At 70.9% G+C, this 18,036-nt stretch carries 18 protein-coding genes; 9 read left to right on the top strand and 9 right to left on the bottom strand.

Features of this window, described 5'->3' with window-relative positions; genetic code table 11:
* Positions 1–41 precede the first annotated feature (41 nt).
* The 4 genes from E3328_RS17575 (at position 42) to E3328_RS17560 (ending at position 2,958) form a co-directional block, all read left to right on the top strand.
* On the top strand, positions 42–587 hold the full coding sequence (locus E3328_RS17575; protein ID WP_135365942.1) for a GbsR/MarR family transcriptional regulator: 546 nt from the start codon (positions 42–44) through the stop codon (positions 585–587).
* Positions 588–714: 127 nt separating this feature from the next.
* Positions 715–1,974 carry a hydroxymethylglutaryl-CoA reductase (NADPH) gene (gene hmgA / locus E3328_RS17570; protein ID WP_135365941.1) on the top strand — a complete coding sequence of 420 codons (1,260 nt, stop codon included), beginning with the start codon at positions 715–717 and terminating at the stop codon, positions 1,972–1,974.
* Between the two features lie 185 nt (positions 1,975–2,159).
* Positions 2,160–2,477, top strand: coding sequence for a hypothetical protein (locus E3328_RS17565; protein ID WP_135365940.1), 318 nt, complete (start codon positions 2,160–2,162; stop codon positions 2,475–2,477).
* A 97-nt stretch (positions 2,478–2,574) separates the two neighbouring features.
* Complete coding sequence (locus E3328_RS17560) at positions 2,575–2,958, top strand: hypothetical protein (RefSeq protein WP_135365939.1); 384 nt, start codon at positions 2,575–2,577, stop codon at positions 2,956–2,958.
* A gap of 2 nt (positions 2,959–2,960) precedes the next feature.
* Here the strand turns inward: E3328_RS17560 and E3328_RS17555 are convergent, their stop codons facing one another.
* The 3 genes from E3328_RS17555 to E3328_RS17545 form a co-directional block, all read right to left on the bottom strand.
* Positions 2,961–3,335 (bottom strand): hypothetical protein, encoded by a 375-nt coding sequence (locus tag E3328_RS17555; protein WP_135365938.1) that lies wholly within the window; start codon positions 3,333–3,335, stop codon positions 2,961–2,963.
* A gap of 66 nt (positions 3,336–3,401) precedes the next feature.
* On the bottom strand, positions 3,402–3,923 hold the full coding sequence (locus E3328_RS17550) for a DUF5817 domain-containing protein (protein ID WP_135365937.1): 522 nt from the start codon (positions 3,921–3,923) through the stop codon (positions 3,402–3,404).
* A gap of 129 nt (positions 3,924–4,052) precedes the next feature.
* Positions 4,053–4,934, bottom strand: coding sequence for a VOC family protein (locus E3328_RS17545; protein WP_135365936.1), 882 nt, complete (start codon positions 4,932–4,934; stop codon positions 4,053–4,055).
* Positions 4,935–5,135: 201 nt separating this feature from the next.
* Here E3328_RS17545 and E3328_RS17540 point away from each other — a divergent pair, with 201 nt between their 5' ends.
* Positions 5,136–5,951, top strand: coding sequence for a hypothetical protein (locus E3328_RS17540; RefSeq protein WP_135365935.1), 816 nt, complete (start codon positions 5,136–5,138; stop codon positions 5,949–5,951).
* Between the two features lie 81 nt (positions 5,952–6,032).
* Here the strand turns inward: E3328_RS17540 and E3328_RS17535 are convergent, their stop codons facing one another.
* The 3 genes from E3328_RS17535 to E3328_RS17525 all read right to left on the bottom strand — a co-directional run bounded on the left by E3328_RS17535 (position 6,033) and on the right by E3328_RS17525 (position 8,330).
* On the bottom strand, positions 6,033–7,268 hold the full coding sequence (locus E3328_RS17535; RefSeq protein WP_135365934.1) for an AAA family ATPase: 1,236 nt from the start codon (positions 7,266–7,268) through the stop codon (positions 6,033–6,035).
* 101 nt (positions 7,269–7,369) lie between these two features.
* Complete coding sequence (locus E3328_RS17530; protein WP_135365933.1) at positions 7,370–8,005, bottom strand: hypothetical protein; 636 nt, start codon at positions 8,003–8,005, stop codon at positions 7,370–7,372.
* 37 nt (positions 8,006–8,042) lie between these two features.
* Positions 8,043–8,330: a hypothetical protein gene (locus E3328_RS17525; RefSeq protein WP_135365932.1), complete on the bottom strand. Its 288-nt coding sequence runs from the start codon at positions 8,328–8,330 to the stop codon at positions 8,043–8,045.
* Between the two features lie 137 nt (positions 8,331–8,467).
* On the opposite strand from E3328_RS17525, the gene E3328_RS17520 reads away from it, so the two are divergent.
* Positions 8,468–9,070, top strand: a complete 603-nt coding sequence (locus E3328_RS17520; RefSeq protein ID WP_135365931.1) for a hypothetical protein — start codon at positions 8,468–8,470, stop codon at positions 9,068–9,070.
* Entirely contained in the window at positions 9,067–11,205 is a 2,139-nt protein-coding gene (locus tag E3328_RS17515; RefSeq protein ID WP_135365930.1) for a coiled-coil domain-containing protein, read from the top strand. Before E3328_RS17520 ends, E3328_RS17515 begins: the two co-directional genes overlap by 4 nt.
* A gap of 78 nt (positions 11,206–11,283) precedes the next feature.
* On the opposite strand, the gene E3328_RS17510 is transcribed toward E3328_RS17515, so the two are convergent.
* Together E3328_RS17510 and E3328_RS17505 are read right to left on the bottom strand one after the other, a co-directional pair.
* Positions 11,284–12,606, bottom strand: a complete 1,323-nt coding sequence (locus tag E3328_RS17510) for a hypothetical protein (RefSeq protein WP_135365929.1) — start codon at positions 12,604–12,606, stop codon at positions 11,284–11,286.
* 103 nt (positions 12,607–12,709) lie between these two features.
* On the bottom strand, positions 12,710–13,738 hold the full coding sequence (locus E3328_RS17505; protein ID WP_135365928.1) for an LLM class flavin-dependent oxidoreductase: 1,029 nt from the start codon (positions 13,736–13,738) through the stop codon (positions 12,710–12,712).
* A 185-nt stretch (positions 13,739–13,923) separates the two neighbouring features.
* Here E3328_RS17505 and E3328_RS17500 point away from each other — a divergent pair, with 185 nt between their 5' ends.
* Both E3328_RS17500 and E3328_RS17495 read left to right on the top strand, forming a co-directional pair.
* Positions 13,924–14,826 (top strand): DUF7351 domain-containing protein, encoded by a 903-nt coding sequence (locus E3328_RS17500; RefSeq protein WP_135365927.1) that lies wholly within the window; start codon positions 13,924–13,926, stop codon positions 14,824–14,826.
* 200 nt (positions 14,827–15,026) lie between these two features.
* On the top strand, positions 15,027–15,785 hold the full coding sequence (locus tag E3328_RS17495; protein WP_209452232.1) for a class I SAM-dependent methyltransferase: 759 nt from the start codon (positions 15,027–15,029) through the stop codon (positions 15,783–15,785).
* Positions 15,786–16,012: 227 nt separating this feature from the next.
* Here the strand turns inward: E3328_RS17495 and E3328_RS17490 are convergent, their stop codons facing one another.
* A complete protein-coding gene (locus E3328_RS17490) occupies positions 16,013–17,872 on the bottom strand; it encodes a hybrid sensor histidine kinase/response regulator (protein ID WP_135365926.1) in 1,860 nt (619 codons plus the stop codon).
* Positions 17,873–18,036 lie beyond the last annotated feature (164 nt).

Raw genomic sequence — 18,036 nt, 5'->3', positions numbered from 1 at the left:
ATCCAGGCGGCCGCCGAGCGGTCGGGGCCGCGGACCAACCAATGAGCGACACAGACTCCGAGGACCCGGTCGAATCGGCGCGTGCGGCGGTCATCGACGCCGTCGAGCGCAGCGCGGAGGTCTACGGCGCCAAGCGGAGCTACGGGCGGCTGTTCGGCATCCTGCTGTTCGAGCCCGACCCCGTCTCGCTGGACGAGCTCGTCGAGGAGAGCGGCTACGCGAAGTCGACGGTCAGCACTGCGATGAACACCCTTGAGCGGTTCCACCTCGTCCACCGGCGGTCGCTGCCCGGCGAGGGCAAGAAGGCCTTCTTCGAGGCGGAGACGGACCTGTGGTATGTCTTCCAGCAGTTCCTGAGCCAGGAGGTCACCCGCGAGATCCGGATCATGACCCGCGCGCTCGACGAGGCCGAGGCGGCGCTCGAGGACGCCGAGGGCGAGCGCGCCCGGTACCACCTCGAACAGGTGCGGGAACTCCAGCGGGTCTACGACCGCAGCGAGCGGCTCGTCTCGCTGCTCACGAGTCAGCCGCTGGACCGCCTCGTCGAGGCGCTCGGGCGCCTCACCGGCGGTGACCGCGACCGCTGAACGCCGAGCGGCCCCGCAGGCTGCGACCGCCGCCGGCGAGTGATCCGGGAGCGACCGCCACGGGCGGCGACCGCGACCGCCGCCGGCGACAGCAACTGTTAGGGGCGTCGCCCGCGAGGCTCCGGGCATGACAGACGACTCCGAGGGCGACGCCGCCGAGGCGGCCACCGACGGGGGGACCGACCCCGAGGCGCTGGCCGACCGCGTCGCCGACGGCGACCTGCGGCTCTACGAACTCGACGACCGCGCCGACGCCGAGACGGCCGCGACGGCCCGCCGGCTGGTCGTCGAGCGCGAGACGGGCGTCGACCTCTCGGCGACCGGCGACTACGCGTTCGCCGCCGAGTCGGCCGAGTCGAACATCGAGAACCTCGTCGGCGGGACGCAACTCCCCGTCGGCGTCGCCGGGCCCGTCGCGGTCCACGGCGAATCGGCCGACGGCGACTTCTACCTCCCCATCGCCACCACCGAGGGTGCGCTGGTCGCCAGCGTCAACCGCGGCTGTTCGGCCATCTCCGCGGCCGGCGGCGCGACCGCCCGCGTGACCAAGCGCGGGATGACCCGCGCGCCGGTCTTCCGCGTCGACGGCGTCGCCGAGGGTGCCGAAGTCGCCGAGTGGGTCGAGGCCAACGAGGACCGCCTCGCCGAGGCCGCCGAGTCGACGACCGGTCACGGCCGCCTCCAGTCGGTGACGCCCTACCTCGTCGGCGACTCCGTGTTCCTGCGCTTCTCCTACGACACGGGCGACGCCAACGGGATGAACATGGCGACCATCGCTACCCGCGCCGCGGCCGAGGTCGTCGAGGACGAGACCCCCGCCTCCCTGGTCGCGCTGTCGGGCAACCTCTGCGTCGACAAGAAGCCCGCGGCCATCAACGCCGTCGAGGGCCGGGGCCACACCGTCACCGCGGACGTGACCATCCCCCGCGAGGTCGTCGAGGAGCGCTTGGGCACCACGCCCGAGGCCATCGAGGAGGCCAACACCCGCAAGAACCTCGTCGGAAGTGCGAAGGCGGGGAGCCTGGGGTTCAACGCCCAGGCGGCCAACGTCGTCGCCGGCGTCTTCATCGCCACCGGCCAGGACGAGGCCCACGTCGTCGAGGGGTCCAACTGCATCACCACCGTCGAGGCCCGCGAGGACGAACTGTACGCCAGCGTCAACCTCGCGAGCCTGCAGGTCGGCACGGTCGGCGGCGGCACCGACCTGGCCACCCAGTCGGAGATGCTCGACGTGATCGGCGTCGGCGGCGGCGGCGATCCGGTCGGGTCGAACGCGGACGCGCTCGCGGAGGTCATCGCCGCCGGCGCGCTCGCCGGCGAGCTTTCCTTAGTCTCGGCGCTGGCCTCCCGGCACCTCTCCAGCGCCCACGAGGAACTCGGTCGGTGACTCCGGCCCCGACCTCGACCCCGAACGCACCGGACGTGGATCGGCACCTGACAGCCACAGATCTTTTCAGTCCGGAGCATCGGTTCCGGTTTCACTTCCGCTCCGGTGACGGCTGGCGTTTACCTGTCGTCCCCCGGTAGTTCGAGTGCGTCCGGCCGGGAGCCCCGGCGGGCGCGCCCACACCCATGCCCACGAACAGCACCGCGGACCGCGGCGTCCGCACGACCGACCGCAGCGCTCCCGCGAACGACGGGGAGGGTCGGGACCGCGTGGATCGGGGGGACGGGAAGAACCGGGGGACCAGGGGGAATAGCGAATCCAGGAGGAACTACGGAACCGGGGGAGACCACGGAGGGTCCACCGATCGCCGTAGCGAGTGCGACGACGGGGCCGACGCCGACGCGCCGGTGCGCCGCGCGACCCGGATCATGCGACTGGTGAAACTCGCGGCGACGACGCTGGCCGCCCTCGCCGGCGCCGCGAAGGCGCTCGGCCTGGTGTAGCGTTCGGGCCGACGCCGCGGTCGCCCCTCTGTGGCCGCCGTCGACGCCCTTCCCACCGGAGAAACGCCTTTGCCCGTCGCCGCCCTGGTACCCGACCATGGACGACAGGGCGCCGATCTACGCGGCGGCCGGGGGGATCGTGTTGCCGGTCGCGACCGTCTCGCTGGTGGGGGGCGCCATCGACGCCGGCGTCGTCCACCCGGTCGTCGGGCTCGTGCTCCTCTTTCTCGTGCCCGTCCTCGGGATCGTCTGGATCGTCTCGGCGGCCTGGAAGCTCGGCCTCACTGGGTGGGACCCGCTCGACCGGTTCCGCACGCGGGCCACCGTCCGCGAGGACATCCCCGCGCAGTTCCACGACGCCATCGACCACGAGACGCTCGACGAGGAGAAAGAGGAGGGGAAGATCCCCACGAACCTGTTCGTCTTCGGGCTGGTCTACTTCGTCGCCGTCCCGGTGTTCGCGCTGCTGTTCATCGTCTGAGGCTAGACGCCCACGGCGGCCCGGACGCGGTGGCCGTGGTCGGCCCAGAGCCCGACCGCGGCGCCGACGGCGACGAGCGCCCACCCCGTCCAGAAGGTCCGGCCGGGGAACCCGACCGCCGCGCCGACGCTCCAGACCGCCCAGCCGACGGCCGCGACGACCATCCCCGCCGCGTCGAGCCTGTCGCCCTGCGTCAGCGACACCGCGGCGAGCGCGACGAAGACGACCGCGAGTACCCCGGTGAGCGCGACCAGCCACGCGTCCTCGGGCGCGACGACGACCGTCGCGGCGAGCACGGCGGCGATGCTCGCCAGCGTCGCCGCCCCCCACGCGTACCAGAACCGCCGACCGAGCGCCCGTAGCGAGTCGGGATCCATCGAGCGACGGTTGGGTCGGCCGCCGCAAGTGTCTTTCCGTTCTGTTGACTTGTCTGGAGCGGGGACCTACAGCAGGCGGTAGACGCCCCGGTTCTCGGTCGCCTCGCCGGCGCGGACCAGTTTTTCGAGCGTCTTCCGGGTGTACTGGGCGTCGACGCCGCGCTCGGCGGCGTAGTCGACGACCGCGTCCGCCGTCGCCTCGTCGAGTTCGCGGACGGCCTCGCGGACCCGTTCCTTGCGGCTCTTCGACCCGCCCGAGTCCATCGCCGCCTCGCCCGCCTCGGCGACCGCGTCGGCGTCCAGCCCCGACCCCTCCAGGTACTCCTCGTCGGAGGGGCCGGCGTCGTCGATCTGTCCTTCCATCTCGGTGAACGAGTCGAGTTCGGCGAAGGCGTCGCCGTGGCCCTGCCGGTTGGCGAGCATCGACGCGCGCACCTCGCGGGCGTGGTCCTCCTCCTCGGTGGAGACGAACTTCTTGCGTTTGGCGTACTGACGAGTCGTCCCGCAGCGGGGACACTGGCTGGTCTCCGGCCGCCCCTCGACGACCCAGAGCATCGAACAGTCGCTACAGCCCACGACGGCGTACATCACTGGTGGGTATCGCCCCCGCCGGTATCAACGTTCGGCAAGCGCGGCGGAAGTGAACGAACCCCGCCGATCCGCGGCCGACCCAGGCTCCGTCCCCGGCCGATGCGCGTTCTCGCTCCCGGAGGGAGACTACGGCCCCGACGACCCCGCCGACTCCGAAACAGCCCGGACCCGGACGGCGATCCCGTCGGGGTCGGCGACCTCGAAGCCGGTCTCGCGGTCGGTCACCGGAACGTCGGCGGCCGAGAGCCGACTGCGGGCGGCCGCGACCGCCTCGGCGTCGGGCAGCAGGAACTCGAACCACGCCAGCCCGCGGCCGCCAGCCGGGTCGGTCCAGCCGTTCCAGGTGTTGACGCCGACGTGGTGGTGGTAGTCGCCCGCCGCGAGGAACGAGGCCCCCCGCGTCTCGGTCTGGACTCCGAGCCCCAGCCGGTCGGCGTAGAACGCCCGCGCCCGGTCGAGCGACGACACCTCCAGGTGGACGTGGCCCAGGTCCGTCCCCGGCGGGGCCGCGTCGGCGCCGTCGGACTCGGCGGCGAGGGCCTGCAGGTCGAGCGGGACCGTCCCGATCTCGACCGTGCCGTCGTCCGCCCGGGGCCACGCTTCCCGCGGCCTGTCGGCGTACACCTCCACGCCGTTGCCCTCCGGGTCGGTGCAGTACAGCGCCTCGCTGACGTGGTGGTCCGAGGCGCCGTCCAGCGTCCCGCGGTCGCGGATGCGTTCCAGCGCGGCGCCGAGCGCCGTCCGGTCGGGGACCCGGAAAGCGTTGTGAAAGAGTCCCGCCTGTCCCCGGGCTCTCGGGGGCGCGTCCGCGTCCCGGCGCAGTTCGAGCACCGACCGCCCGCCGGCGCCGAGCGTCGCCGCCCGTTCGCTCCGGCTCTGAACCGTGAGTCCGACGGCATCGCGGTAGAACGCGACCGTCCCGTCCAGGTCCGCGACGGTCAGCGCCGTCCGCCCCATCCGTGCCGTCGCCGGGATCACCGGGCCCTCGCGCTCGGGAGCGTCGTCCATGGCTCGAACGTTGGAGTCGAGGTCCTATGTATCTCGGGCGACATCGACGTAACCGGGTAGCGGCGACCCGACCGGGAGGTGCCGGCTTCCGGGGGCCGACGGCGCCGCGTGACCAGCGGGGTCGCGGCGCATCCCGCGTACCGGCTCGACCGCTCCGCCGAGTGCCACCATCTTTATCCGATGCTCCGCAAACGCACGCGTATGTCCCGGCCCGATCCGCTCTACGTCGCGTCCGTCGCCGAGAACGTGCGCTCGACGGTGGAGCAGTCGAGTTCGCCCGCCGACTTCCGCCGCTACCTGTACGAACTCCGGGACGTGCTCGAAGAGTCGTCGCTGTCGGGCGAACTGTACGAGGAGTTGCTGGACGCCGTCGAGTCCCACATCGAGCGGTCGTACGTCTCCTCGGGCGGTGACGACGGGGCCGCCCCGGTCGACGACGAGCGCAGACAGCGGATCGTCGACGACACGTACCGTATCGAGCGGCTCTGCCAGCGTCGCGCCGGCGACGAGTCCGACCGGCCGTCCGATACGCCCGACGGCCAGCCGGCCGAGCGTTCGCCGGCCGATCCCGTCGAGACGACTGACGCCACATCGACCGGCGGCGCGTCGGGCGACAGCGGCGACGCGACGGACCGCGACGGCGTCACCGTGACCGACCGGACGGGCAGCCTCGACACCGGCGGCGAGCCGGACGCGGTCGACCGGATGGTCGACGACGCGTTCCGGGAGTTTCGGCGCTGTCGGAACTGGGACGGTGACACCGTCGTCCGTCACTCCTACCCCGAGGAGGGGGAGGACGGCTGGGGCTGTTCGTTCGGCGGGTCGAGCCCGGGCGACACCGCGTCGCTGCCCGCACGGCTCGCCGACGCCGGGTTCGACGTCGCGGTCGACGAGGTCGGCCGAAACTACGTCCGCAAGGCCGGGAACAAGTACGTCGTCAACTGGCGGGGGCAGCCGGTCGTAGGAGACGGCCCACACAGGACCGAGCTCGAACGGATATTCGAACGGGGCCCCTGAGTCCCCGGTTCGGACCGCCGGGACGGCGCGTCGGGCGGCCACGTCCGTCGACTGCCCGTCGCGCCCGTCGCGCTCGCCCTCTCATCCGGACCCGAACTCCTCGGCCCACGACCGACACTCGCGAACGGTCGATTCGGGAACGGAGGCCGACACCGTGTCGAAGGCGACGCGGAAGTCGTCGGGGCGCAACGGTCGCAGGTCGACGCTCCCGTCGTCGCGGGCGCCGAGGTCATCGCGGGCCCGCTCGGCCAGCTCCGGGTTCCGCTCGCGCACCATCTCGGAGATCGCCGTCCGACACAGCGTCTCGATGTCGCTGCCGGTGAACCCGCGCTCGACGCAGGCGCCGGCCAGCGTGTGCTCGACGCTGTCCGCCGGATCGGTCCGCCCGAACGCGTACGCCGCCGGCGTCCCCTCGAACTCGACGCCGCCGTCGACGGTGTGGATCCGGACGATCTCGGCGGCGCCGTCGACGTCGGGGAGCGGCACGTAGATCCGCGTGTCGAACCGCCGAACCACGGCGTCGTCGAGGTCCATCGGTCGGTTGGAGCTGCCGACGACCATCAGGAACCCGTCGGCGTCCCCGCCGATCCCGTCCAGCTCCGTCAGCAGCGAGTTCAACACGCGCCGGCTTGCCGAGTCGGAGCCGTCCCCTCTGGACTGCGTGAGCGCGTCGATCTCGTCGACGAACACGACCGCGGGCGTGTGTTCGCGGGCCACGTCGAACAGCGTGGAGACGAGCTGCGAGGACTCCCCGTGCCACTTCGACAGGATGCCGCCCAGCTCGACGTTGAAGAACGTCGTCTCGGTCCCGCTGGCGACGGCGCTGGCCAGCAGCGTCTTCCCCGTTCCCGGCGGCCCGAACAGGAGGAGCCGGTCCGACGGCTGCACCGCCTCGGGCAGCCCCGCGGCCGCGCCGAGGCCGATCTCGTGGCAGATCCGCTCTTTCGTCTCTTCGAGCCCGCCGATGTCCTCCCAGTCGACCCCCGTCGTCGTCTCGAACGACTCGACGCGCCGACGGAGCCGGTCCGAGTCGGCCCCGGACGCCGCCTCCCCGCCGCTCCCGGCTCCGCCGTCGTCGCTCGACTGGGGACGGGCGGCCGCGGCGCGCCGGCGGAGCCGGTCGATCTCGTCGCTCCGGGAGTTGCCGGTGTAGTCCTCGTACGCCCGGAGGCAGTCGGCGGCCCGCTCGAACTCGGCGGCGGCGGCGGCCGGCTCGTCCGCGTCGAGGTGGTCCTCCGCGGCCGCCTCGGCGGCCTCGGCGTCGTCTCTGTAGCCCTGTGCGACCCACCGGTCGTAGTCGGAACCGTTCGTGCTCATGCTCTCGTGTCCGCGTCGACGGCGCGCCCGCGAACCGCGGGCCGTGTGTCTGCGTTCACACTCGCGGGGCGTCCGTCGTCCCCGCGGCGTGGCGAGGGCCGCTAGTCGTCGGCGCCCGCGCGGCTCGGCGAGCGGCGCTCGTCGCGCTCGCGCGACTCGGCGGCGCCGGTGCTCGCGCCGGACTGGCGCTCGCGCATCCGCTCCTCGTGTTTGCTCAGGTCGCGGGCGTTGCCGTCGGCCCGCGAGCGGTCGAGGTCGCGGCCGTCGGTGAACAGCTGCAGCAGGTCGTTCACCTGCTTCGTCGAGCGCATGTGGTCTTTCAGCGCGTCGTGGAGCGTCCGGCGCACCTCGCTGTCGTCGGTGTCGGCTATCAGCTCCGAGACGTTGAGGTCCCGCTCGCCCGAGCGGATGCGGCGACGGAAGGACTTGACGGACTTGACGAGACGCCGCCGGTCGGCGTGCTGGCGCCACTCGTCCTGCCAGTCCTCCTTCTCGCGCTCGATGTCGTCGGCCTCCCGGAGCAGGTCCTCGACCATCCACTCGGGGGCCTGCGCGGCCTCGTCCAGCTTCGCGTCGTACTGGTCGCCCTTCCGTTCGACCATGTTGCGAGCGTGCCGTTTGTCCATCTCCAAGTCCAGCAGGTCCTCCTCGATCTCCTCCTCGGAGTAGGCTGCGGGGGAGAGCAGCGAAGTCGGTTCGTCGAAGCCGAGCGTCCGGATGAAGTTCGTCCAGTTCATGTGTCTGTGTCGTGAGTGTCGTGCGTTTCGTCGGTCGTTAGCGTCCGGCGGCTTCCGCTTCGAGCGTCGAGAAGACGCCGACGAGGCCGACGAGCGCGCTCGCGACCGCGACCAGTACGAGCGACTCCAGTTCCGGGACCGTCGGGTTCAGCCGGTCGCCGACGACCAGCTGCCCCCAGACGGCGAAGCCGCCGAACGCCAGCCCGGGCAGCGGCGCGATCCGCGGGGCCGCCTCCTGACCCTTGAGTACCAGGAGGCCGACGACGACCCCTCCCAGCACGTTCACCAGTGCCACCAGTCCCAGTAGCCGGAGTTCGACTGTCATGCTACACCCACTACTTGGTACTTCATACATATAAATTTGTTCCAAGAACACAGATTTGTGTATAGAAATACACCGGGGAGTGAGTGGGGAAACAATCTTGTCCGTGCGGGACGAACGGTGGAGGTAGAGACCGGCAGATGTCGAGGAACCACCCACAGGCGACGGACGAGCGGGACGAGTCGGGCGAACGCGCCGACGGCGGCACGGTCGAGGACGGGACGCGGTTTCTGGTCGGCCTCGACTACGAAGAGCGCTCGGAGCGCCGGCGCGTCGAGTACCGGCTGGAGAACTACGCGGGGTCGGTGAGCAAGCCCCCGCGCATGACGCGGATCGTCGGCGGAGAGGAGTTCTACGACCTCTACGAGACGCTTCAGGAGACGGTCGACGATCCCAGTCACCTCTCGGTGTACGAACTGGAGGACATCGCGCCCTCCTCGGAGGAACGGACCGTTCGCATCGACCGCGTCTACGGCGTCGAGCTCGACCGCCTGGAGTGGGCGGTCCAGAGCCTCCTCGACAAGTGGTCGGCCTCGGAGCGCGAGGGGACGACCTACGAGGTCACCCCCGACTCTGGCGAGGCGACCGTGACCGTCGAGTACCACCTGATCGACGCCCAGCAGGGGTCGCGGCTCGAACTCGCGCTCACCGGACCGACTCCGGCGCCGAACGCGGTGAAAGACGGGATGCTCCGCGATCTCGGGTATCTCCTCCCCGAAGCGCTGGAGGTGTTCGACGCGTGACCGCCTACGACGACCGCCAGGACCTGGTCGGCCCCGCCGAGCGCGTCGTCGACGACGGCGTCGGCTTCTGGGCCAACGACAGGCCCGCCGACGGGACGGACGAACCCGTGACGGGTCGACGGGAGATGTTCGACCGGATCCTGCGCAACCGCGAGGAGTACCGGGAGCGGTACGGCTCGGCCGGCTCGGAGTTCCGCGAGGCCATCGGCGAGTCGATCAAGCGCGACGACCTCGAGACCATGGCCGGCGCGGTCCTCTACCTCGCCGCGGCGGGCTACGATGACCGCGGCGCCGACAGCCGGCTGGTCGGTGACCGGTACGACCAGAAGGCGCCCGAGGTCGCGGCGTTCGTCCTCGAACTCGACCGCTACAGCGTCCTCGACGAGTACGACGAGGACCAGATCGCGCACCTGATCGAAAACGAGGACGACGAACTCCACCGCCTGCTCGAACGGGAGGTCACCGACACCAAGGACAGCATCCAGGACCTCAACGTCCCCGAATCGGCGCTGGAGAACGACCGCGAGGTGTCGTTCCTCCAGGGAGTCCTCGAGACCCGACAGGCGAAGATGTCGGCCGCCGTCCAGCAGTACGTCGCCGACAACACCCTCTACGAGATCCTCGAAACCTTCGAGGAAGCGGTCCTCGAAACGGCCGAGGCCGCCGAGACGCGCCGGCGGATCACCGAGACGATCGAGACCGAGATCGCCGACTTGGAGGACCAGATCCAGTGGGCGCTGCGTACCCAGCACGAGCGCTACGTGAGCGAACTCGAGGCGGCGACCGGACGGCTGGAGGCGGAGCTGCTCTCTGCCGACCGGTTCGACGACCGCCTCGACGACGTGACGGGCAAGCTGCAGTGGGCCTTCCGGGAACACCGCGAGTTCCTCTCCGAGGAGCTCCGGCGGCGGTCCGACGCCGACGCTGAGACGCTCACACCCGAGGACGTGGCCGCGCTCCTCAGCGAGCAGCGCGACGACATCGTCGACAGCCTCGAACGGTCGCTCTCGGAGTCCCGCGACCGGATCGACGACCAGCTGGCGACGCTGCGCGAGCGCCAGCGGGAACTGAACGGCACCATCGAGGGCGTGAAGCGACACCGCGAGTCCGTCGCACAGGAGGCGGTCGAGACGCTCATCGACAGCGAACTCGACCAGCTCGACGAGCGGCGTCAGCAACTGGACGCGCTGGTCGACCGGTTCGAGCGCGAGCGGGCGCGCCTCGAAGCGGAGGTCGACTCGCTGGAGACGGCGCCTGCCCCGCCCGAGCCCGTCGACGAGACCGGCGAGGCCGTGGCGGGGTCGGCGGTCGTCCCCGCCAGCGTCGCGCGCCTGTCCGAACAGGACTTCCTCGCCCGCATCGAACGCTCGCTTCGAGCGGTATCGGAACTGACGCTGCCCGACGGCGAGACGCTCGCCGTCGAGCCGGGGTACTGGGACGCCGACTCGCGGGTCGAACGGGGGTCGTTCCAGGGCGCGCTCCGCTCGCAGCTGCCCGACGACGCCCGGGTCCGTCGCTACCCCGAGCGACCGTGGGTCCGGTACGCCACCGTCGAGTCGACGGGACTGCTCGGCCACGCCGAACGCACGGAGCTGGTAGTCGAGGGGCTCACTCTCACGAGGCTCGACACGTACGCCGACCGGGGGTCCGACTGGGCGCCCGCGACGCTGTCGGAACTACACGGCGTCGTCGGCGAGGCGCTCGACCGGAGTTACTCCCGCCAGCAGGACGACGCCCACCACCTGCTGGTGGTCGGCTCGCCCACCGGCTGGCGCGACCGCGTCGTCGACGAGATCGAGGCCGGCGCCGTGTTCGACCCCGACGTGAGCGTCTGCCTCGTCGACCTCCGGACGGACGAACGGTTCTTCCACGACCGGGACCCCGTCCTCCGCGACAACCGCTCGCTGTTCGCACACGAACTCCCGACCGAGGCCGTCGTCGACTGCGCCGACGAACTCGAACGGGCCGCCCGCGAGGACCCCGACCGCGAGCGCGTCCGCCTCGACGACGTCGTCGCCGACCGCGAATACGACCCCCACGTCGTCAAACGCGCGTTCGACCGCCTCGAAGACCGCGGCGTCGGGCGACAGATCGACGCCGACCGCGGCCTGATGATCAGCTTCGACCTCGTCTGACCACACGGCCCGCTCGGTCAGTTCGGTCGCTGCGGTCGCGCAGTCCGCTCGCTACGGCCCTCAGTCGGGGTCGTCGCGTCAGAACCGTTCCCAGCTCGCCATCTCCTCGACCTCGTCGTACCGGATCGGGGAGCCGTCCGCCACCCCGGGCCGCCCCGCGACGCTGAACACGCCCGGCATCTTCACCGCCCACGAGCCGAGGATCGGCAGGAACTCGTAGCCCCGTCGCTCGAAGAACGTGTCCACGTAGTCCATCCCGTCGTGGCACGTGTGGCTCGACTGGAATCCGTCGTAACACCGTTTCAGTCCGCGCTTGAAGTTCCACAGCTCGCCGGACCGGATCCCGACGTACGTGATGTACTCGGTCGATGTCCACCCGTCGCCGCCCACCTCCTCCTCCTTTTTTACGACCCACGGGAGGTCCAGGCTGTGTAGCAGCGAGGCGCCGAACTGGCTCGCCACCGACGCGCCCGCGTTGCCGTATCTGTACTCCCTGAACGCCTCCCACTGGCGGAGCTTCCTGGGCCACTCCTTGTCGGGATACAGGTAGGAGTCGCTGCTGTCGGCTCCCGCGCCCATGTTGATCAGTTCGACGTATTGCTTCAGCGCCGGTGCGAACTGCCCGAGGTCGTACGCCGAGGGGTCGGGGCCGATCGGTGAGGTGTTGTACGTGTACGGGCTACCCTCGGCGTAGTCGTTGACGACCTCCACCGCTTTCGCGGTGTCGAACTGAACGTCCCTGACCTCGAACTCGTGCGGTTCGAGCGGATCCGGAAACTGCGCATCGTCGTCGAAACTCCCGTTCGACCCCGGCGAGGGCGACCCGTCGTCGTCGTCCCCGAACGTCGATCCCGTTTCGGTCGACCCCGTGCTTCCGGTGTTCCAGTCGACCGCCCCGGACGAACCCGCCCCGTCATCGGACTCCCAGTCATCGCCGTCGAACGACGGGCCGTCCCCCGAGGGGCCGAAGTTGATCGTGATGTTCTGACTGCTGGTCGACCTGACCGTCTGGTCGGTCGACGTGACCGTCCGACCGTCCGTCTCGTCCGGTTCGCTCCCGCTGGACCCGCTCCCGCCGGACCCGCCGCGGTCCGACCCGTCCGGACTCGACCCGTCGTCCCGGCGGCGCTGACAGAACCGCTCGACGCGGTACACGTGGTCCACCACCTTGCTCCGGAAGGACTCCTCGACCGGACCGAGCGACTCGCGGCTCAGTCTGTCGATGTCTCCTTCCAGTTCGTCGAGCAGTTCCTCGGACAGGTCGCCGTCGAACTCCGCCTCGTAGAGCGCATCTCGGAGTTCGTACAGGTACCTGCGGATCTCGCCCGGGTCGTCGGTGTTCCGCAGCGAAGTCCGGACCGTTTCCGCGACGGACGCGACGTACAGCGGGTCCGGTGTCATCGGTACGTAATTGGCAAGTTACGATAATAAACCCACTGGACGCCGCTCCTCCGGCCCTCGACGCCGTCCCGAGTACCGCCGCCGTCACGCTCGACTTCGGCCGTCACCGCTCCGAGAGGCCGACGCCCTCGGCGATCAGCTCGTGGGAGCGCAGCGCGTCGTCGTGGTCGGGCACCGCGTGCTGTATCATCACCTCGTCGACGCCGGCGCGGTCGGCGAGCTGGTCGAGCAGGCCCGCGAGCGTCTCCGGACTCCCGGATATCGCCCGCGGCCACTCGCCGTCGTCGAGCCGCTCCGGCGTCGGCTCGGGGACGCCGCCGAGTTCGTCGACCGCCTCCTCGACGGTGGAGGGGACCCCGCCGTCGCCGCGGGCCATCCGGCGGAAGACCGCCTCGGCGACCGCGCGTAGCCGCGCGGCCTCCCGGTCGGTCTCGGCGCAGACGGCGTTGACGGCGACGATCCCCCGCGGCTCGTCGACCCCGCCGGCCAGGTCCGAGGGCTCGAACCGTTCGCGGTAGGTCTCGAAGGCGGGGACGGCGAACCCCGGGCGGATGAACGCAGCGAAGCAGTAGGGAAGCCCGAGTTCGGCCGCGATCTCCGCGCTCGACGGGCTCGAACCCAGCACCCACGGGACGGCCGGCCCCTCGGCCGACCCCGGGATCTCGATGTCGCCGTAGGGGTGGTCGGCGGGGAAGTCGTCGTAGAGGTGCGAGGCGACCGCCTCGACCTTCTCGCGGTGGTCCGCGTCGGGGTCCTCGACGCGGCGGTCGGTCCCCAGCGCCCGGTCGACCGCCGGCGACTCGTTGGCGCGCCCGAGCCCGGCGTCGACCCGGCCCGGCGCGAGCGCGTCCAGCGCGCCGAACTGCTCGGCGACCTTCAGCGGGCTGTAGTGGTTGAGCAGGACGGCGCCCGACCCGATCCGGATGGCGTCGGTCTCGGCGGCCAGGTTGCCGAGCAACACCTCTGGGGTCGTCCCCGCGAGCGTCCGGGCGCGGCCGTGGTGCTCGGCCACCCAGAACCGGGTGTAGCCCAGTCGCTCGGCCTGCTGTGCGGCCTCGACGGTCTGCTCGTACGCCTCGGTCGCGGTCCCGCCCTCGGGGACTGGCGAGAGGTCGACGGCGGACAGATCCATGCCGGCGCTCGGGTGCGGCCGGGGAAAACCTCGGCGGTCGCCGGCTTCGCGACGGAGCGACCGGCGGCGGCGCGGACGCCACCGTGGCCCCCGAACCCGCGGACGTATCCGGTACCGGAGGGACGAACCCGCCACCGCCGGCTGAAATCTTTTTCCGTCCCGCCCCCCTGGGTACACCGAGACGGATGGGCTCGGGCCGGTCGGCCGCCGACGCGTTCGCGCTGCTGTCCGACGAGACGCGCGTCGCGATCCTCCGGGCCGTCGCGCGAGCCCAGGCGGAACTCGACGAGGTGAACGCGGGCCCCACCGAACTGGCGTTCTCGGAGGTGTACGACCGCGTCGACGTGGGCAACACCTCGAAGCTCTCCTACCACCTCGGGGAACTGACCGGGACCTTCCTCCGGAAGGGCGAGAGCGGCTACTCGCTGACTCACGCCGGCGAGCGGGTCGTCCGGTTCGTCCTCTCGGGGAACTACGAGCGCCCCCCGGAATTCGAGCCGGTCGAGACCGACGGACGGTGCCCGTTCTGCGGCGAGCGGTCGCTCAGGGCCCGACTGCACCACCAGTTCTTCCTCGTCGAGTGTCCGGCCTGCGAGCGGCCGGTCTCGAACTACACGGTGACGCCGGCGCAGGTCCGGTCGCTGGAGGGGGAGGAACTGGTCCGGAGCGTCGAGCGGAAACAGGCCATGGACTACGCGCAGGTCCGCCGGGGCGTCTGTCCCCAGTGCGCCGGGCCGCTGTCGACCGAGGTCCGGGACATCGACGAGTCACCCTTTCCCGACGCCGACTCGCTGCTCGCCGTCGACCGCTGCCGGGAGTGTCTGCGCGGGTACACCGCCCTGCTGACCTACGGCGTCGCCTACCACCCCGCGTCGGTCGCGTTCCACCGGGAACGCGGCGTCGACATCGCGACCCGCGGGCTCTGGACGTTCAACGACCACCTCTACGAGGGGCGGTGGACCGCCGAACGCGTCGCCACCGACCCCGCCGAGTACGAGGTCGTCCTGCGCCACGGGGACGACGCGCTCCGCTGTCGCCTCGACGCGTCCGCGACCGTCCAGCGGACCGAGCGCGTCCGGCGCAGGTGACCCGCCGCGGGACGAACCCCTCGAAACGATTACGAAAGCGCGGTTGAGCCGAACCGTCCCGACCCGAGTCGCCGACAGCGCCAACCCGCCCCAACCCCGGCCCGACACCGGGCGACCGCTCAACGACAGTTTTGAAACGGCGCCGTTAATTCATAAAATATTCGATAATACTTACGTCGGTAGCGGCGGAACCGATCGGTATGGACGCAGGCGAGACCGCCCCCGTCGGTCGCCGCGAACAGCCCTCCCGCGATCGCTCCGACCGCTCGCTCGACGGCGACCCCGACGCCGACGACCCCGCAGGCGAGCGGTCGATGTCGGCCGGGGACATCGAGGACATCTACGCGACGTACGCCGACCGGATCGACCGCTTCGAGGCGGTCGACCGGCTGGTGACCGGCCGGTTCCGCCGCCGGCAGTTCGGGGACGCGACCGGACGCGTGCTCGACGTCGCCTGCGGCACCGGGACGAACTTCCGCTATCTCCCCGCCGACGTCGACCTCGTCGGGATCGACATCAGCCCGGAGATGCTGGAGAGCGCCGCGGCGACGCTCGACGGACTGGAAGTGGGCGGGACGCTCCGCCGGATGGACGCGCAGGCGCTCGAGTTCCCGGACGACAGCTTCGACACGGTCGTCTCGGCGCTGTCGACCTGTACGTTCCCCGACCCCGTCGCCGCGCTGCGGGAGATGGAGCGGGTCTGTCGCCCGGGCGGGGAGATCCGGCTCGTCGAACACGGCCGCAGCGACGTTGGTCCGCTCGCCCGCTTCCAGGAGTGGCGCGCGGACGCCCACTACGAGAGGATGGGCTGTCGGTGGACGCAGGAACCGCTCGCCCTCGTCGACGAGGCTGGACTGACCGTCGAGTCCGCCGCCACCGCCTTCCTCGGCGTCATCACGACCGTCACGGCGCGACCGAGCGCACCCGGATCCGTCGGCGAGGGGGCAGATCACCGGTAGCTCCTCGACGGGGCCGCCGTCAGGATCGAGTCGCGCGACAGCCACCGGACGGCGGGCGAGCGGTCCCCGGCTTCCGACCGAGTCCCGAGAACTCGACCCCGAACCCGAAACCGTCGCCGACACCCGGCCAGCGACAGTGTCCACCCGCCCCGGGTGCCGTTCGCAGGGGTACCGGTTCGCGGCGGCGGTCGTCCGGTTCACGTCGCTGGCCCGCGCCGCGGGATCGGTCACGACCCGCTGGTCTCGACGTCGCGGATCTCGAAGCGCGCGCCGCCCGCGTCGCTGTCGGTGACGCGAAGCTCCCACCCGTGAGCGTCGGCGATCTCCCGGACGATCGAGAGCCCGAACCCCGTTCCGTCCTCGCTGGTCGAATACCCGTAGTCGAACACGACATCCGTGTCCTCGGCCGAAATCCCGGGCCCGTCGTCGGCGACGTAGAACCCGTCTTCAAGATCACCGACGGTGATGGTCACTGCATCCCCCCCGTGTTCGACCGCATTGCGAAAGAGATTCTCCAACAGTTCTTGAAGGCGGCTCCGGTCGGCGTTGATCACCTGCCGGGCGTCGGTGACGAGCGTCGCCGGGCCCGTCTCGACGTGCTCCCAGCACGATCGACTGATGTTCGAGAGATTGACGTTTTCAGGCTCAAGCGTCGTCGTCCCGGCCTGGGCGAACGCATGGAGATCGTCGAGTAGTGTCTCCGTCCGCTGCAGTGCCTGGTCGACCTCCCCGAGATGCGGGCAGTCACACGCGTCTTCTGCCAACTCCAGGCGGCCGATCGCGACGTTGAGTGGGTTTCGCAGGTCGTGGCTCACGATGTCGGTGAACGTCGCGAGCCGTTCGTTCTGTCGGGCGAGTTCCCGCTCGCGTTCGACGCGTTCGAGCGCCGCTGTCGCGTGCGCGGCGACCGTTTTCGCGAGCGACACGTCCGTCTCGTCGAAGGCGGCGGGGTCGGGCGACCCGACGAGGTGGACGCCGCGGTCGTCGAGCGGGAGGGCCAACTGGCTCCGGATCGGCGTGTCCGGGTTGTACCGGTCGTCGTTCGTCGCGATGTCGTCGTGCACCAGCGGTTCGCCCGACGCGAACGCGTTCCAGGCGATCCCCTCGCCCGGTTCGAAGACCGGCGGTTCGCCGACGAGTTCCTCCGTCCGGTCGGTCCACGCGACCGGGACCAGTCCGTCGGCCGCCTCGTCGTAGCGGTGGACCCCGTTGGCGGGCATGTCGAGGATGTCGCGGACCGCGGTGACGGCGATCTCCGCGACCTCCTCGGCGGTCTCGGCCTGGATGAACGCGCGGGCGGTGCTGTGCAGTTCCTCGATCGCCGCCCGGTGTCGCCGGTGGTCGGTCGTATCGAGCACCGTGCAGACGAGCTCGCCGTGGTCGGTCGTGGCGAGCCGGTGGTCCTCGACGAACGTGCTCCCGTCCGCGCGGAGACCGGTCGTCTCGCCCCGCCAGAACCCGTGTTCCCGCACGGCCGGAAGGATCTCCGTCTGGATCTCCTGCGTGTCCCGGTCGGGGTAGAGGAGCGACCAGTGCGCGCCGAGCAGTTCCGTCCGCTCGTACCCGTAGAGCTCGGCGTAGGCCTCGTTGACGTAGATGAACTCGCCGTCCGCGTCGAGGATACTGATGCCCTCCTGGGCGGTCTCGATCGCCCGGAGGTGCCGTTGCTCGGTCTGTTCCGCCCGCGCTCGCTCGACGGCGTTGACGACGCGGTTGGCGAGCAGGGCGTACTGTTCGGTGCCCGTCTCCTTCTGGAGGTAGTCGGTGACGCCGGCCGAGATGGCGTCGCTCGCGATCTCCTCGCTCCCCTTGCCCGTGAACAGGATAAAGGGCAACTCGGGGCGGTCCGACCGAACGACCTCGAGGAACTCGAGCCCGTTCCGACCGGGCATGTCGTAGTCGGAGACGACGCAGTCGATAGCCCCCTCGTCGAGTCGGGCCAGCCCGTCGGCGACGCTCGTCGCCGTCTCGACGGTGAGTCGCTCGGCTTCGCGTTCGAGATAGGTCGCCACGAGATCCCCGAGATCCGGGTCGTCATCGACGTGGAGTACCCGAATCCCCCCCGATATCGACGTCGACGGTTGCATTCGCGATACTCGATCGAACGCTCGAATAAGCGTTGGGTCGCAGCTATCAACGCTGAGTGCGCGAGCGGCGGTCGGCTCCCGCGGCAGGCCGTCCCGTCGCTGGGCGGTACCCGCCGACGGCCCGGCGTCGAACCGCCGCCGACGTGGCCCCGGAGCGCCCGTCC

The organism is Halosimplex halophilum, from assembly GCF_004698125.1.
Classification (GTDB): Archaea; Halobacteriota; Halobacteria; order Halobacteriales; family Haloarculaceae; genus Halosimplex; species Halosimplex halophilum.
Note: the sequence above shows the minus strand (reverse complement) of the source record. Positions and strands in the feature narration are given on the sequence as shown.